Below are 14881 nucleotides of genomic sequence, written 5' to 3'. Positions count from 1 at the left end.
AGCGCGTCGGTTACGCTTCGCGCGTTTTTTGGCCGCCAAGGGGCGGCCGTTCTTGTTGTACAGGCGGCATCCAACCCGGCGCGATGAAAAAAGGCTTCTACACCATCATGTCGGCGCAGTTCTTCAGCTCGCTGGCTGACAACGCGCTGTTCATCGCCGCCGTCGAACTGCTCAAACCCCTGGACCCAAGCGGCGCGCAGCGCGCCGCGCTGGTGCCGATGTTTGCGCTCTTTTACGTGCTCTTGGCTCCCTTTGTGGGCGCTTTTGCCGATGCGCTGCCCAAGGGCCGCGTGATGTTCATCGCCAACGGCATCAAGGTGGTGGGCTGCTTGATGATGCTCGTGGGCGTGCACCCGCTGCTGGCCTTCGCGGTGGTGGGCCTGGGCGCGGCGGCCTACTCGCCGGCCAAGTACGGCATCCTGACCGAGCTGCTGCCGCCCTCGCAGCTGGTCAAGGCCAATGGCTGGATCGAGGGCCTGACGATCGCCTCCATCATCCTGGGCGTGGTGCTGGGCGGGCAGCTGATCGGCCCCACCCTCGCGCCGCTGCTGATGGGTCTGGGCCTGCCCGGCATCGCCAGCGCCGCCGAGGCCGCCATCACCGCCATGGTGGGCCTGTACGTGCTGGCCGCGCTGTTCAACCTGAAGATCCCACGCACCGAGGCCCCGCTGCGGCCGATGTGCGGCCCGCTGGACTTGGTGACGGACTTCATGCAGTGCAACCGCCGCCTGTGGCAGGACAAGCTGGGCCAGATCTCACTGGCCACCACCACGCTGTTCTGGGGCGTGAGCGGCAATCTGCGTTACATCGTGCTGGCCTGGGCCGGCGCGGCGTTGGGCTACACCACCACCCAGGCCTCCAGCCTGGTGGGCGTGGTGGCCATCGGCACGGCGCTCGGAGCGCTGGTGGCCTCCTGGACGATGAAGCTGGACCGCGCGGTCAAGGTCATTCCACTGGGCATCGCGCTCGGCCTGACCGTGATCCTGCTCGTCGGCATTCGCGACGTGAAGCTCGCCGCGCCCTTCTTGACCCTGCTGGGCGCGCTGGGCGGCTTCTTGGTGGTGCCGATGAATGCGCTGCTGCAGCACCGCGGCCACAACCTGATGGGCGCCGGCCGCTCCATCGCCGTGCAAAACTTCAACGAGCAGGCCTGCATCCTGGTGCTGGGTTTCCTCTACGTGGGGCTCACCGGCGTCGGTCTGCATGCCTTTGCCGCCATCACCGCCTTCGGCCTGCTGGTGGCCGGGGTGATGGAGCTGATCCGCCGCTGGCATCTGCGCAATCTGCGCAGGCATCCGCACGAACTCGAGCGGCTGCTGGAGATTGCGCGCTGCGACGACTGCCACTGAGCCCCCGAGCCACTGGGCGCGACACCGTTGCCGAGTGCTGACAGCGCCCCATCGATACCCACGCAGGGCCGCCCCCAGGGAACATACTGAGTCCCGTCACCCAACCGCACTCCGCGCCGGTTAAGGCGCTCCGGGGCCGTGATCCATTGCGTCTGCGCGGGAGGCATCGGGCCGCCTGCGGCAACCAACCACAGGGAGCTTCGTATGGCATGGATTGATGATCTGAAGATCGGACTGCGCCTGGGCCTGGCCTTCGGCGTACTCATCGTGGCGTTGCTTGTGGTGGCACTGACCGGTCGGTCCGCCATGAAGGGCATCGAGGATCGGCTGATCGAAGCCACCGAAGACCGCGTGCCCAAGGTGCTGATGGTCAACGAGGTGATCGACAACGTGAACCAGATCGCGCGCTCGATCCGCAATATTGCCCTGATGGATGTGCCCGAGCAGCGCGAGGCCGAGGCCAAGGTGATCCAGGAGACCTATGCGGCCAACACGAAGGTGCTGGACAAGCTCAATCAGATGATCGAGAGCCCGCGCGGCAAAGAGTTCCTGGAGAACATCGGGCGCCTGCGGGCCGAGTTCAACTCGCAGGTGCAAAAGGTGACCAAGACCGCCATGCTGGGCGAGCGCGAAACCACCCGCGACCTGCTGCTGGGCGACATGCGCAAGTCGCAAATGGAGTACATGAAGGCCCTATCCGCCTTCGAGGACTTTCAGGTCGAGCTGATGACGGCGTCCAAGATCGAGGCCAAGAACCAGGCGCAGCGCGCCGAGTGGCTGCTGATGGCGGTGGGCCTGGTAGCCGCCCTGGTCAGCGGCGGGCTGGCGGTGCTGATCACCCGCTCGGTGACAGCCCCCATCAACCAGGCGGTGGAGATCGCCGGCACCGTGGCCGACGGTGACCTGCGCACGCGCATCCGCGTGGACCGCAAGGACGAAGCCGGTCAGTTGCTGGCCGCGTTGCAGCGCATGAACGACAGCCTGGTCGGCATCGTCAGCAGCGTGCGCGGCAATGCCGACAGCGTGGCCACCGCCAGTGGCCAGATCGCCCAGGGCAATGCCGACCTGAGCCAGCGCACCGAAGAGCAAGCCAGCAATCTGCAGCAAACGGCAGCCTCGATGGAACAGCTCACGGCCACCGTGAACCAGAACACCGACACCGCCCGCCAGGCCGCCCAGATGGCCAACACCGCCTCTACCGTGGCCGTGCAGGGCGGCGAGGTGGTGAGCCGCGTGGTCAACACCATGGATGAGATCAGCGCCAGCTCGCGCAAGATCAGCGACATCATTGGCGTCATCGACGGCATCGCCTTCCAGACCAACATCCTGGCGCTGAACGCGGCGGTTGAGGCCGCCCGCGCCGGCGAGCAGGGCCGCGGCTTTGCCGTGGTGGCCGGCGAGGTGCGCGCCCTAGCCAGCCGCAGTGCCGAAGCAGCACGCGAGATCAAGAGCCTGATCCACGCCAGCGTGGAGCGGGTGGATGCCGGCAGCCAGCAGGTCAACGACGCCGGCCGCACCATGCAGGAAGTGGTGAACCAGGTGCGGCGCGTGTCGGACATGCTGTCCGAGATCAGCGCCGCCAGCAACGAGCAGAGCAAGGGTATCGGCCAGATCGGCGATGCCGTCTCGCAGCTTGATCAGGTGACGCAGCAGAACGCCGCGCTGGTGGAAGAAAGCGCCGCTGCTGCCGACAGCCTGCAGCAGCAGGCCAGCGAGCTCGCCAACACCGTGGCGGTGTTCAAGCTGGAGGACGACCGCGCGAGCAAGCCCGGCCTGGCCGCCAAGCCGCCCGCGCGCAAGCCGATGGCGTCCGCCGCCGCACCGGCCAGGCCGGCGCCCGCACGCACGGCCGCCGCCGCCCGCCCTGCGGCGGCCACGGCCGCAGCAGACGACGGCGACTGGACCAGCTTCTAGGGCCGGCTGGCTGTCACCGGACCCGCCTGCACCGCGGCTCAGGCCGCGGGCAGCACCCGCAGCAGCAACCGCGCCGCATCCAGCGTGAACTCGCCGCGCGCAATGCCGGCGCGCACCTCGTCGGGCGTCCACAGCGCGAAGGCCTGGACCTCGCCGTCCTGGTTCTGCGGCGCCAGGCCCGCCGGCACGGTGACCTGGGCCGTCAGCAGGCGCTCCTGCAGATAGCCCAGGCCCTGCGCGTCAGACACCGGGCGGCGGCTGAAGAGCTCGGGGCCGGGGCGCTGCGGGCCCAGCTCAGCCAGGTTCAGGCCGGCCTCCTCCCAGGTCTCGCGCACCAGGGCCTGGCGGGGCCGCTCGGCGGCGCTGACCATTCCGCCCACCAGGGTGTCCCACAGGTTCGGGTCCTCGGCCTTGCTGGCGGCGCGCTGCTGCAGCCACAGCCGGCCGTCGGGGCTCCAGCCGATCAGGTGCACGGCCAGCGTGGGAACGCCCAGCACGCGCGCGCAGCCGCGCTCGATGACCGTGGGGCCGGCCGGGTGGGCCACACGCACGGCCTCGTCGCGCCAGCGCCCGCACAGGCCCAGGGCGCGCAGGCGTGCGGCCAGCTCGGTCAGATGGGCGGCAGGGTCGAGCGCGGCGGGCTGCAGCGCCAGGCCGCTGGCGGCCAGCTGCTCCAGCACCTCGGGCGGAGCGCTGCCCCAGGGGGTTTCGGCGCCAGCCCAGTGCAGCGGGCTGCGCGCCTGGGCGGGCGCCTGGTCGGCGCGGGCATCCAATTCCTTCAGCATGGCGTGCATCTTCGCTGCCGCGGCGCGGCCTCTGCGGGTTGCCACCAGCAGCCATGACGAAAGCCATGGTTCATGCTGGGCGCGTCATCACCCTGGGAGGACCCACCATGCAATTCGCATCCACACCGCAAGCCAGCAGCTCGCGCCTGAGCGGCCTGGGTTTCGTCATCGTGCTGCACCTGCTGATGATCTGGGCCTTGGCCAACGGCCTGGTGCAGAGGATCGTCAAGCCGGTTCCGCACGAAACCGAGGTCACCGTGGTGCCGCAGAAGGAGCTCCCCAAGGAGCTGCCCAAGCCGGTGGTGCGCGAGTTCGAACCACCCAAGGCGCCCCTGCCCTGGATGCCGCCGACCGAGTCCTTCGAAATCACCGCCCCACAGGACAAGGCGATCAGCACCAACCCCGCCGCCGAGCCTCCCGCCCCCAGCGGGCCGACAACGGGCGGCACGCAGGCGGCGGCCGAGCCCACTCTGCTGGCCACTGCGCCGGCCGTCCAGTCCGCCGGCATGCTCTGCCCGCAGATGGGCCGCCCCGAATTGCCCGCGCTGGGCGTCGAGGGCCTGGCCAGCTTCCGCGTGCTGGGCACGGTGCGCAATGGCCGCGTGGTGGCGGTGGAGCTGACCGCTCTGCGCGCCCTGGGCGACCGCCGCGCCATGCGCCAGCTGGCCCAGGTGCTGGAGCGCACGGTGCGCGAGACCTACCAGTGCGGCAGCAGCAACGGCCAGTTCACGCAGGACTTCGATTTCCGCATCGACTGAGGGCTTGAGCCCCAAGCAAAAGGGCCACCTCGCGGTGGCCCTTTTCTTTTCATGCCCTGGCGGCTCAGGAACCGCGCCTGCCGCGTCCACCCGTCGGCGCCGCCGCGACGAGCGGCTTGCCGCTCAGCACCGCCTCGATGTGCAGGCTCCAGGCCCGGGCGATCTTGAAGCAGCCGCTGTGGTTCAGATGGATCTCGTTGTGCCAGTCGCCGCTGATGCCGCTGCTTCCCAAGGCCGCCGGGGCGATCGGCACCTGGGTCGAATCGAACACATGCAGCTGCGGGTAGGTTTCCTTGTCGGCCGCGCAGGCCTTCAGCAGGGTGGCCAGCTTGGAGAGCATCAGCCGGCTCATGGCGGCCCAATCGGCCTGCGGGATGGCATAGGCCTTGAGCGCCGGGTAGAGCCAGGGGCCGGAGGCGTCCTCGGCACCGGCCGGGCGGGGTGTCGGCACGGCATAGCAGTGCATGAAGACCGGCTTGCCCTTGTTGGGGCCGTCGTCGCGCAGGCTCAGCACATGCTTGAGGTTGGCGCGCAGGTACTCGCAGTAGGTGGCCCAGCCCTCTTCCGAGAAGTAGCGGCTCACGCCGGCGCTGGGGGGGCCCCATTCGGTCTGCTTGCGCAGCAGGCGCAGCGTGAGCGGGGTGATCTCGCCGCTGGGCAGACTGGCCGGCACCTGGGCCGCGGCCACCAGGTCGTTGCCGCCCACGCTGAGCAGGATGCCGTCCCAGACTGCCTCGCCGTCGAGCAGGCGCACGAAGTCGGGTGCGCCTTCCAGATCCACCATGCGGCGCAGCGCGTTGTGGTGGCCCGCGCAGCTCACGGCAAAGGTGGGCTGGCTGAACACCAGCTCTTCGAGCAGGTTGGCATGGGCATCGACGCGTTGGGCCGCGAAGGAGAACCAGGAGTCCCCATGCGCCAGCAGCTTCCAGCGGAAGTTGGACAACTCGCTGCGACGCTTGAACTCGTCGGGCGTCAGGCAGACCAGGTGTTCGAACCGAGACTCCATCGGGCGCTCCCCCATTGACCCCAGGCAGGGCGGCGCGATTGTGGGGCCAAAAGAAGGGGGGTTCGGATCACCCGGGTGCGGGGCTTCCCGTAGTGGCTACCATCACCCGTCCACAAGGGAGGACAGATCACGATGCCAACAACGCGTCGGTACTGGCTGGGTGGTGCTGCGCTCTGTCTAGCGATGGGCCGTGTCATGGGCACGACCTCCGCGCCCCCGGTGCAACTGCATGTGGTGGGCAGCGAGGACCCACCCTTTCGCATCTTCGAAGGCGGCCGCGCCCGCGGCTTGTACTTCGACCTGCTGCGCGCCGCCGCCGAACGCGCCGGCTGGGTGGTGAAGATCGAGGCCGTGCCGCCGGCGCGCGCCCTGCAGATGCTGGAGCGCGGCGCTGCCGACGCCATGGTGGGCCCGCTGCGCACGCCCGAGCGCGAACGCTTCCTGCACTACAGCCGCATCACCCTGCCGCCCGAAGACAAGGCCTTCTACACGCGCCGCAATGCGGCGCCGCTGGACAGCCTGGACGATCTGCAGGGCCTCCTGATCGGCGTGCAGCGCGGCAAGCGCTACGGCCGCAGCTTCGACGAGGAGCGCCAGCTGCGCCGCGTCGAGGTCTCCGAGTACCGCAGCGCACTCACGATGGTCGAGCTGAACCGTCTGGACGTGGCCGTGGTGCCCGAGCGCCAAGGGGATCGCATCGTCGGCAGCCTGGGTCTCAAGCTCGTCAAGCAGCCGCTGCGCCTGCCCGGCGAGACGCCCTACCTGGTGCTGTCGCGCCAGTCGCCCTGGCTGAGCCGCCTGCCCGAACTGGAGCGCGCCTTCGACCAGCTGCACCGCGACGGCAGCTGGGATGAGATCCTGCAGCGGTACTAGCATCAACGCCCCCCAACCGGAGCCCCCCATGAGCAGCATCTACGAATTCCAGGCTACCTCCATCCAGGGCAAGCCGGTGGCGCTGAAGGACTACAAGGGCCGCGTGCTGCTGATCGTCAACACCGCCAGCGCCTGCGGCTTCACGCCCCAGTTCGGCGGGCTGGAACAGCTCTGGAAGGACTACGAGGCGCGTGGCCTGGTGGTGCTGGGCTTCCCCAGCAACGAGTTCGGCGGCCAGGACCCGGGCTCGAACGACGAGATCGCCAGCTTCTGTCAGATGAACTACGGCGTCAGCTTCCCGATGATGGCCAAGGTGGAGGTGAACGGTGGCAACGCCCACCCGCTCTGGCAGTGGCTGAAGAAGGAAAAGAAGGGCCTGCTGGGCACCGAGGGCATCAAGTGGAACTTCACGAAATTCCTGATCGGCCGTGACGGCACGGTGCTGGAGCGCTACGCCCCCACCGACACGCCCGAGAAGCTGCGCGCCGACATCGAAAAAGCGCTCGAAGCCTGATGCGCGTCACCGTCTGCCTGCCCGAGGGCGCGGCGCGCTGGGCTGCCGATCTGCAGCGGGCCCTGGGGCCACAGGCCACGGTGGAGCCCTGGCAGGCCGGCCAGGCCCCGGCGGATTACGCCGTGCTGTGGAAGCCCCCGGCCGAATTTCTGACGGCACAGCCCAAGCTCAAGGCCCTGTTCGCCGCCGGTGCCGGCGTGGACGCGCTGCGCGCCCTGCCCCTGCCGCCCGGCGTGCCCCTGGTGCGCCTGGAAGACGCCGGCATGGGCGTGCAGATGGCCGAGTACGTACTGCACGCGCTCTTGCGCTGGTACCGCGGCTTCGACCGCTACGCCAACCAGGCCGCCGCGGCGGCCTGGTGGCCCCAGCCACCGCAGCGCAAAGCCGACTGGACGGTGGGCTTGCTGGGCTACGGCCAGCTGGCCCAGCCGGTGGCGCAGGCGCTGCGCGGCCTGGGCTTTCCGGTGCAGGCCTGGGCGCGCACTCAGCGCGAAGCCGATCTGCCCCTGTTCGCCGGCCCCGCGGGCCTGGCGCCCTTCCTGCGCAGCAGCCGCGTGCTGGTGGCCCTGCTGCCGCTGACCGAAGCCACGCGCGGCTTGATCAACGCCGAGCGGCTGGGCCAATTGCCCGATCAGGCCTATCTGATCAATGTGGCGCGCGGCGGCCTGGTAGTGGAAGCCGATCTGCTGGCCGCCCTCGACAGCGGCCGCCTGGCCGGCGCGGCACTGGACGTGTGCACGCCCGAGCCCGCCCCGCCCAACCACCCCTTCTGGCGCCACCCGCGTATCCAGCTCACGCCGCACATCGCGGCGGCCACCTTGCTTGAGGAAGCGGTGGTGCAGATCGCCGCCAAGATCCGCGCACTCGAAGCCGGCCAGCCCATCAGCGGCGTGGTGGGCGCGGACGGCTACTGAACCAGCAAGCAGCCATATCGGCTGCGCAGGCCCTGCGCGCGCAGCCACTCGTTGGCCGTCTGCCGCGTCACCCCCGCCAGCGCCGCCAATTCGGCCTGGGTGGCGCGCACCCGCAGGCCCTCGGCACAGGGCTCGCCGCGTTCGCGCTGCAACTGCTCCAGCGCCAGCCTCAGGCGCTCGGGCGCGCGGCGGTGGCGTGCGGCTTCGAGCTGGTGCAGGGTGCCGTCGAAGCGGCGCGCGAACTCGGCCAGCAGCGCACGGGCAAAGCCGGGGTGCTCGTCCATCAGGAGCCGGTAGGCGGCAGAGCCGATCACCAGCACCCGGCTGGGGCGTGCGGCCACCGCCTCGTATCGGCTGGGCAGCCCGGCCACGAAGGCGCCCAGGCCGAACAGCAGCGGCGGCTGCACATGCTCCAGCACCGAAACCTGGCCATCGGGCGCGGTGAAGCGGCTCTCGATCTCGCCGCTGAGCAGCGCATAGAAGGCCTGCACCGGCGCGCCCTGCGCGAACAGGGTGCGGCCAGCGCGCAGGCTGCGGATCGTCAGCAGCGGCGCCAGTTCGGCGCGCAGTTGCAGCGGCAGGTCGGGGAAGTTGCCCACCAGCACCTGCTGCAGGGCCTCCAGCACGTCGATCTGTGTCGGCATGCCGACATTCTCGAGCACCGCCCGCCGCGCACACTGCCGCCATGCACCTGCTGACCCCCGAAGCCTGGGCTGCGCACTACCGCCAGTTCGCCGCCGTCGATTGCCCCAACCAGCCCACCTATGTGGCGATCTGTCACGCGGTGGCGGCCGACCCCGAACTGCTGGCCCTGCACGCGCCCATCCCGCCTGAGCAGGCGCGCGCCAACCTCTTTCTGGCCGCCGTGCATGAGCGCCTGCTGGCCGGTGTGGCGCACCCGCTGGCGGCCTATTTCCCCAGCCTGGGCGGCCCACGCGCCCCCGACGCCGAACTGCCCGCGCGGCTGCGCGACTTCGTACTCGGCCCCGAGCGCGAGCGCATCGAAGCCCATCTGCGCCAGCGCGCCACGCAGACCAACGAGGCCGGCCGCAGCGCCATGCTGCGCCTGGCCCTGGATGCCCTCGGAGCCGATCACCGCCGCCTGGCCCTGTTCGAGATCGGCGCCAGCGCCGGCCTGAACCTGGGCGTGGACGAAGACCAGATCGATTACGGCGCCTTCCAGCGCGGCCCCGGCACACGCCTGCAGCTGCGCTGCGACTGGCTGGATGGCACCCCACCGCCTGCCAGCGCCTGGCAGCTGGTGGCCCGCGCCGGAATGGACCTGGCCCCGGTGGACGTGCACGACCCCGCGGCCCGCCGCTGGCTGGAAGCCTGCGTGTGGGCCGACGATGTGGAACGCCTGCAGCGCCTGCGCCAGGCCCTGGCCTGGGCGCAGGCGCGCGGGCCGCGCATCCAGGCCCATGCGGATGGCCTGCAGGCCCTGGACGACTGGCGGGCCACGCTGCCGGCCGAAGTGCAGCCGGTGCTGCTGACGAGCTGGGTGCTGGGCTATTTCCAGCCCGACGCGCGCCAGCGCTTCCATGCCGAGGCCTTGCGTCGCGTGCGGGAGCAGGGCCTGACCTGGATCTGCGCCGAAGCCCCGGCCCATCACCCCATGCCGGCCCCGAGCGCCCCACCCAGCCCCGATGGCCAGGCGCCGATGCTGATGAGCCTGCACACGCCAGCTGCCAGCCGGGCCCTGCTGTGGAGCCACCCGCACGGCAACTGGGCGCGCGCAGCCTGAACCCGGCGCAATGCCGCCAGCAGCCGACCCGCTGCCAAACCGGCATAGCGCGCTTGGGCAGGCGCGAAGCGCGGGGCGGCCGGACATCGGGATAATCCCGGACTCCTTCCAGCCCTGCTACCGCCATGTTTGCGCACATCCCTCCCTACGCCGGCGACCCCATCCTCAGCCTGAACGAGGCCTTCCAGAAGGACCCCCGTCAAGGCAAGGTCAACCTCTCGATCGGCATCTACTTCGACGAGAACGGCAAGATCCCGGCGCTGGAATCGGTGCGCAAGGCCGAGCATCTGGTGGTGAATGCCGCCGGCGCCCGCCCCTACCTGCCGATGGAAGGCGCGGCCAATTTCCGCAGCGCCGTGCAGAACCTGCTGTTCGGTGAGCACCCCACGCTGAAGGCCGGCCGCATCGCCACCATCCAGGGCGTGGGCAGCTCGGGCGGCCTGAAGGTCGCGGCCGATTTCATCAAGGCCCATTTCCCGGCCTCCAAGATCTACCTGAGCAGCCCGACCTGGGACAACCACCGCGCGGTGTTCGAGGGCTCGGGCGTCGAAACCACCACCTACCCCTACTACCAGGACGGCCAGGTCGACTTCGCCGGCATGCTGGACACCCTGCGCCAGGCCCCGGCCCGCTCGGTGGTGCTGCTGCACGCCTGCTGCCACAACCCCACCGGTGTGGACCTGAGCGCCGCGCAGTGGACGGAACTCGTCAAGCTGCTCAATGAGCGCGAGCTGCTGCCCTTCCTGGACCTGGCCTACCAAGGCTATGGCGACGGCCTGGAAGAAGACCTGTTCGCCGTGCGCGAACTGCTCAACGCCGGCGGCCCCTTCCTGCTGGCCAACAGCTTCAGCAAGAACATGAGCGTGTACGGCGAGCGCTGCGGCGCCCTCAGCGTGGTCTGCCCCACGGCCGAGCAGGCCGAAAAGGTGCTGGGCCAGCTGAAGTTCATGATCCGCCGCAACTACAGCAACCCGCCCACCTTTGGCGGCCAGGTGGTGGCCACGGTGCTGAACACGCCCGAGCTGAACCAGATGTGGCGCAACGAAGTGGACGCCATGCGCACCCGCATCAAGGCCATGCGCAAGGCCCTGCACGAGGTGCTGAGCGCCAAGGTGCCGGGCCGCAACTTCGACTACTTCCTGACCCAGCGCGGCATGTTCAGCTACACCGGCCTGAGCGGTGAGCAGGTAGACACGCTGAAGGACGTGCACGGCGTCTACCTGGTGCGCAGCGGCCGCATGTGCGTGGCCGGACTGAACAGCAAGAACGTCGAAGTGGTGGCCAACGCCATGGCCGCGGTGCTGGCTTGACCCACCCCCGAAGCGCCTCCGGCGCCTCCCCCTCAAGGGGGCGCCGCCAGCAGCCCGGCAACGCCGGTTCTGCGGCGGCACTTGATCGCTAAGTCGCGCACCGCAGATTTCGGCGCATCTGGTGGCAAGACGATGACGGGCCCGCTTCGGCGGGCCCTTTTTCTTGGTGTTTTCCCTCGAATCCGCGCCCCCCGCCGCCAACGGAGTAAGTTCGCCGCCGCCTCATCGACCACTGGTGGCGCCGCCTGGTGGGAGCCTCCCGCTACGGCGTTTCTTCTACCCATTAGGAGTGAGCGAAATGCAATCCAAGATGAAGTCGGGCCTCGCCCTGGCCGCCACTGCAGCCGCCCTGTTCGCCGCCGGCACCTTCAGCACCGCCGCCAGCGCGGCCGAAGACGCCAAGGTCAAGTGTTCGGGAGCGAATGGCTGCAAAGGCTCGAGCGAGTGCAAGACGGCCAAGAGCGGCTGCAAGGGCCAGAACAGCTGCAAGGGCCAGGGCTGGGTGCACAAGAAGAGCGCCGAGGAGTGCACCAAGGCCGGTGGAAAAGTGGAGAAGTGATCCCCCGAAGCGGCCCAATGGGCCGCCTCCCCCCAAGGGGGCGCCGCGAGTGGCCCGGCAAAGCCGGTTCCACCGCGGCCGCTTGAGGGCGCTGTGCCACCTTCAGATTCGCTTCATGAGCACTGTTTTGAACGGCTTTGGCCTCGGCGCCCGCGTCGAGCATTACGAGGACCTGAAGTGCGCGGCCGATGAGGGCTGGGCGAACCGGCCGGAGTGGCTGGAGTTCATCAGCGAGAACTTCATGGTCGGCGGTGGGGCGCCGCTGGTGCATCTGGACGCGCTGCGCGCGCGCTACCCGGCGGTGCTGCATGGCGTCAGCCTGAACCTGGGTTCGACCGACCCGCTGCGGCCCGATTACCTGGACGCGCTCGCCGCCCTGGTCGAGCGCGTGCAGCCGGCCTGGGTCAGCGACCATCTGTGCTGGACCGGCACGGCCCACGGGCAACTGCACGACCTGCTGCCCCTGCCCTACGCGCAGGCCACGCTGGACCATTTGTGCGGCCGCATCCAGCAGGTGCAGGATCGCCTGCGCCGGCCGCTGGTGATCGAGAACGTCAGCAGCTATGTCCAGTTCGCGGCCGACGAGATGGGCGAGGCCGAGTTCATCGCCGCGCTGGTGCGGCGCAGCGGCTGCCAGCTGCTGCTGGACGTGAACAACATCTATGTGAGCCACCGCAACCATGGTTTCGATGCGCGCTCCTTCATCGATGCGATTCCGGCCGAGGCGGTGGTGCAAATCCATCTGGCCGGGCATGAAGACGAGGGCGGCCTGGTGATCGACACGCACGACCACCCGATCCGCTCCGAGGTCTGGGAGCTGTACGCCTACGCGCTGCAGCGCCTGGGCGCGCGGCCCACCATGATCGAGCGCGACGACCACATCCCCCCGCTGCCGGAGCTGCTGGCCGAACTGGACCAGGCACGCGCGGTGGCACGGGCGGTGCTTGCATGACGCTGGACCAGATCCAGGCCGCGCTGCAGCAGGCCGTGCGCGCTGGCGAGCCGGCTCCGCACGGCCTGCTGCGCGGCAGCGCGCAGGGGCTGGCGATCTACCAGCACGCCTACCGCGCCCGGCTGAGCGAGGCCCTGGCCGACAACCACCCGGCCTTGGCCCAGGCCTTGGGGGACGAAGGCTTTGCCGCACTGGCCGCCGCCTACCTGGCAGCGCACCCACCCACCGAGCCCTCGATCCGCTGGTACGGCCATCGGCTGGCCGCCTTCATGGATGAATGGGCCGAGCTGCCGCACCCGGCCCTGGCCGATCTGGCGCGCCTGGACTGGGCCTTGCGCCACGCCTTCGACGCCGCGGCCTGCCCCGCGCTGGAGTTGGCGGCGCTGCAGCCCGAGGACTGGGCCACGCTGCGCCCGCAACTTCAACCCAGCGTGCAGTTGCTGGCCCTGCACTGGGCCGTGGGGCCGGCCTGGCATGCACTGAACGCCGCGCGCGCGGCCGGCCAGGAGGCCGAGCTGCCCGAGCCTGCTCCGCTGGTGCACACCCTGCTGGTGTGGCGCAGCGGCCTGCAGCCGCATTGGCGCAGCGTGGGCGACGCCGAGGCCACGGCCCTGCAGGCGCTGGCCGCGGCGGCCAGCCTGGCGCCGTGGCTGGAGGAGCAGGGCGAGGCCGCGCTGCCGCAGGCCGTGGGCTGGCTACAGGCCTGGAGCGCGGAGGGCTTGCTCGCGGCGGCTTGAGCAGGGTCAAACCGGCGCTGCGTCGCGCTTGATGGCGCGCAAACCCGTCGCCTGTGCGTGGGCCGAGCATGGAGGCATTCCAACCCGGAGGTCTTCATGTCCCTGTTCCACGCCGTTCTCTGGCTCGACCACCACGAAGCCAAGCTGCTGCAGTTCGATGCCGACCATGTCGAGGCCGAGCGCCTGCGCGCGCACAGCCACCACACCAAACAGCATGGCAGCGCGGTGCGCAGCGAGCACGAGTTCTTTGCCGAGGTCTGCGCCGCCCTGCAGGGCATCACCGAGGTGCTGGTGACCGGCTCGCGCACCGCGCAGGCCGACTTCCGCCACTACCTGGAAAAGCACCGCCCGCAGCAGGTCGGCCAAGTGGTGGGCTATGAGTCGGTGGACCAGCTCAGCGACAAGCAGCTGGTGGCGCTGGCGCGCCAGTACTTCGTCAAGCACGACCGCATGAACGGCGTGCCGACCCCGACCTGACCCGCGACCTGATCAGCGGCTCAACAGCTCCGCGGCCTTGGCGCGCACCGCCGCGCGCGCCGGCCACACCTGGCCGGGCCCCTGCACGATGTGCACCGTGGGCCCCCAGGCGCGCCACAGCGCAGGGTCGGTGGGGCCCAGCACCGACAGCAGCGGTGCTTCCACCGCCGCGGCCAGATGGCCGGGGCCGGTGTCGTTGCTGACCAGCAGCGCCGCGCGCTGCAGCAGCGCCGCCAGCACACCCAGGTTCACGCGCTCCAGGCACAGGGCCTGGGGGTAGTGGGTGCGCGCTTCCTCTTCCTCGCCCGGGCCGGGGCAGATCACCACCGGCAGGCCCAGGCCGCGCAACTCGTCGGCCGCAAAGGCCGGGAAGTCCGGCCAGACCTTGTTCTGGCCCGCAAAGGTGCCGCCGGCAAAGGGGCAGATGACGATGAAACCGCCGTGTGCCAGCCCATGCTGCGCGCACAGGGCCTCGGCGGCTTCCTGGTGGCGCGGCGTCACTCGCAGGCCCAGGCGCTCGGGCAGCGGGGCGTCCTGTTCGAGCAGGGCGCTGGCCAGATGCCAGTAGACCTCCAGCTCGTGCTTGTCCGGCCGCGGCACCGAGCGACCGAGCAGCCAGCCGCGCGCCTCGCGGTTGTGGCCGATGGCACGCAGGCCGGCCAGGCGCATGTCCAGCGCGCTGCCAAAGGAATAGGGGAAGGCGACGGCGTTGATGCGGCGGTCAAAGCCCGGGTCGCGCTGGCGCAACTCGGATCGCAGGCGGCGCAGCAGGGCCACGCGCTCGCGCAGGCTCTTGGGCTGCTTGTGCACCGGCCAGCCATGGCCGGCCAGCAGCTCGGCGGCCCAGGGCTTGCCCACCAGATGGAGTTCGTAGCCGGCCGCCTGCAGGCGCTCCAGCGCGGGCAGGCCCAACAGCACATCGCCCACCCAGTTGCGCAGGCGCACGATCAAGGGGCGAGGGGAGGACATCCGGGGCCGTTCGACAATGC

At 70.1% G+C, this 14881-nt stretch carries 16 protein-coding genes; 12 read left to right on the top strand and 4 right to left on the bottom strand.

Annotation, left to right across the window (positions count from 1 at the left end):
* Positions 1-83: 83 nt before the first annotated feature.
* Positions 84-1349: a lysophospholipid transporter LplT gene (gene lplT / locus ACE3QP_RS01805; protein WP_374433094.1), complete on the top strand. Its 1266-nt coding sequence runs from the start codon at positions 84-86 to the stop codon at positions 1347-1349.
* Positions 1350-1553: 204 nt separating this feature from the next.
* The gene (locus tag ACE3QP_RS01800) at positions 1554-3263 is read left to right on the top strand and encodes a methyl-accepting chemotaxis protein (RefSeq protein ID WP_374433093.1); all 1710 of its coding nucleotides are present in this window, start codon (positions 1554-1556) and stop codon (positions 3261-3263) included.
* A 38-nt stretch (positions 3264-3301) separates the two neighbouring features.
* Here ACE3QP_RS01800 and ACE3QP_RS01795 read toward each other — a convergent pair whose 3' ends face one another.
* Positions 3302-4048, bottom strand: a complete 747-nt coding sequence (locus tag ACE3QP_RS01795; protein WP_374433092.1) for an NUDIX domain-containing protein — start codon at positions 4046-4048, stop codon at positions 3302-3304.
* 107 nt (positions 4049-4155) lie between these two features.
* Here ACE3QP_RS01795 and ACE3QP_RS01790 point away from each other — a divergent pair, with 107 nt between their 5' ends.
* Positions 4156-4806 carry a hypothetical protein gene (locus tag ACE3QP_RS01790; protein ID WP_374433091.1) on the top strand — a complete coding sequence of 217 codons (651 nt, stop codon included), beginning with the start codon at positions 4156-4158 and terminating at the stop codon, positions 4804-4806.
* Positions 4807-4870: 64 nt separating this feature from the next.
* On the opposite strand, the gene ACE3QP_RS01785 is transcribed toward ACE3QP_RS01790, so the two are convergent.
* Positions 4871-5812, bottom strand: a complete 942-nt coding sequence (locus ACE3QP_RS01785; protein WP_374433090.1) for a hypothetical protein — start codon at positions 5810-5812, stop codon at positions 4871-4873.
* A 195-nt stretch (positions 5813-6007) separates the two neighbouring features.
* Between ACE3QP_RS01785 and ACE3QP_RS01780 the strand changes: the two genes are divergently transcribed.
* From ACE3QP_RS01780 to ACE3QP_RS01770, 3 genes are read left to right on the top strand one after another with little or no spacing between them, the layout of a single operon-like run.
* Positions 6008-6685, top strand: coding sequence for a substrate-binding periplasmic protein (locus ACE3QP_RS01780; RefSeq protein WP_374433089.1), 678 nt, complete (start codon positions 6008-6010; stop codon positions 6683-6685).
* A 28-nt stretch (positions 6686-6713) separates the two neighbouring features.
* A complete protein-coding gene (locus ACE3QP_RS01775; RefSeq protein WP_374433088.1) occupies positions 6714-7199 on the top strand; it encodes a glutathione peroxidase in 486 nt (161 codons plus the stop codon).
* On the top strand, positions 7199-8113 hold the full coding sequence (locus tag ACE3QP_RS01770; RefSeq protein WP_374433087.1) for a 2-hydroxyacid dehydrogenase: 915 nt from the start codon (positions 7199-7201) through the stop codon (positions 8111-8113). Before ACE3QP_RS01775 ends, ACE3QP_RS01770 begins: the two co-directional genes overlap by 1 nt.
* Here the strand turns inward: ACE3QP_RS01770 and ACE3QP_RS01765 are convergent.
* Entirely contained in the window at positions 8107-8757 is a 651-nt protein-coding gene (locus ACE3QP_RS01765) for a Crp/Fnr family transcriptional regulator (RefSeq protein WP_374433086.1), read from the bottom strand. The two genes, ACE3QP_RS01770 and ACE3QP_RS01765, sit on opposite strands and share 7 nt — an antisense overlap.
* Positions 8758-8798: 41 nt before the next feature.
* Here ACE3QP_RS01765 and ACE3QP_RS01760 point away from each other — a divergent pair, with 41 nt between their 5' ends.
* From ACE3QP_RS01760 to ACE3QP_RS01735, 6 genes are all read left to right on the top strand, one after another.
* Positions 8799-9857 carry a DUF2332 domain-containing protein gene (locus tag ACE3QP_RS01760; RefSeq protein WP_374433085.1) on the top strand — a complete coding sequence of 353 codons (1059 nt, stop codon included), beginning with the start codon at positions 8799-8801 and terminating at the stop codon, positions 9855-9857.
* Positions 9858-9982: 125 nt separating this feature from the next.
* Entirely contained in the window at positions 9983-11167 is a 1185-nt protein-coding gene (locus ACE3QP_RS01755; RefSeq protein ID WP_374433084.1) for an aromatic amino acid transaminase, read from the top strand.
* 298 nt (positions 11168-11465) lie between these two features.
* Complete coding sequence (locus ACE3QP_RS01750; RefSeq protein ID WP_374433083.1) at positions 11466-11726, top strand: hypothetical protein; 261 nt, start codon at positions 11466-11468, stop codon at positions 11724-11726.
* Between the two features lie 115 nt (positions 11727-11841).
* A complete protein-coding gene (locus ACE3QP_RS01745) occupies positions 11842-12678 on the top strand; it encodes a DUF692 domain-containing protein (protein WP_374433082.1) in 837 nt (278 codons plus the stop codon).
* Positions 12675-13415 (top strand): putative DNA-binding domain-containing protein, encoded by a 741-nt coding sequence (locus ACE3QP_RS01740; protein ID WP_374433081.1) that lies wholly within the window; start codon positions 12675-12677, stop codon positions 13413-13415. The genes ACE3QP_RS01745 and ACE3QP_RS01740 overlap by 4 nt, the downstream gene beginning before the upstream one ends.
* A 96-nt stretch (positions 13416-13511) precedes the next feature.
* On the top strand, positions 13512-13892 hold the full coding sequence (locus tag ACE3QP_RS01735) for a hypothetical protein (RefSeq protein WP_374433079.1): 381 nt from the start codon (positions 13512-13514) through the stop codon (positions 13890-13892).
* 12 nt (positions 13893-13904) lie between these two features.
* Here the strand turns inward: ACE3QP_RS01735 and ACE3QP_RS01730 are convergent, their stop codons facing one another.
* The gene (locus ACE3QP_RS01730) at positions 13905-14861 is read right to left on the bottom strand and encodes a glycosyltransferase family 9 protein (RefSeq protein WP_374433078.1); all 957 of its coding nucleotides are present in this window, start codon (positions 14859-14861) and stop codon (positions 13905-13907) included.
* Between the last annotated feature and the right edge of the window lie 20 nt (positions 14862-14881).

This window comes from Inhella sp., assembly GCF_041912635.1.
Classification (GTDB): Bacteria; Pseudomonadota; Gammaproteobacteria; order Burkholderiales; family Burkholderiaceae_C; genus Inhella.
This window is presented reverse-complemented; position numbering and strand designations above follow the sequence as displayed.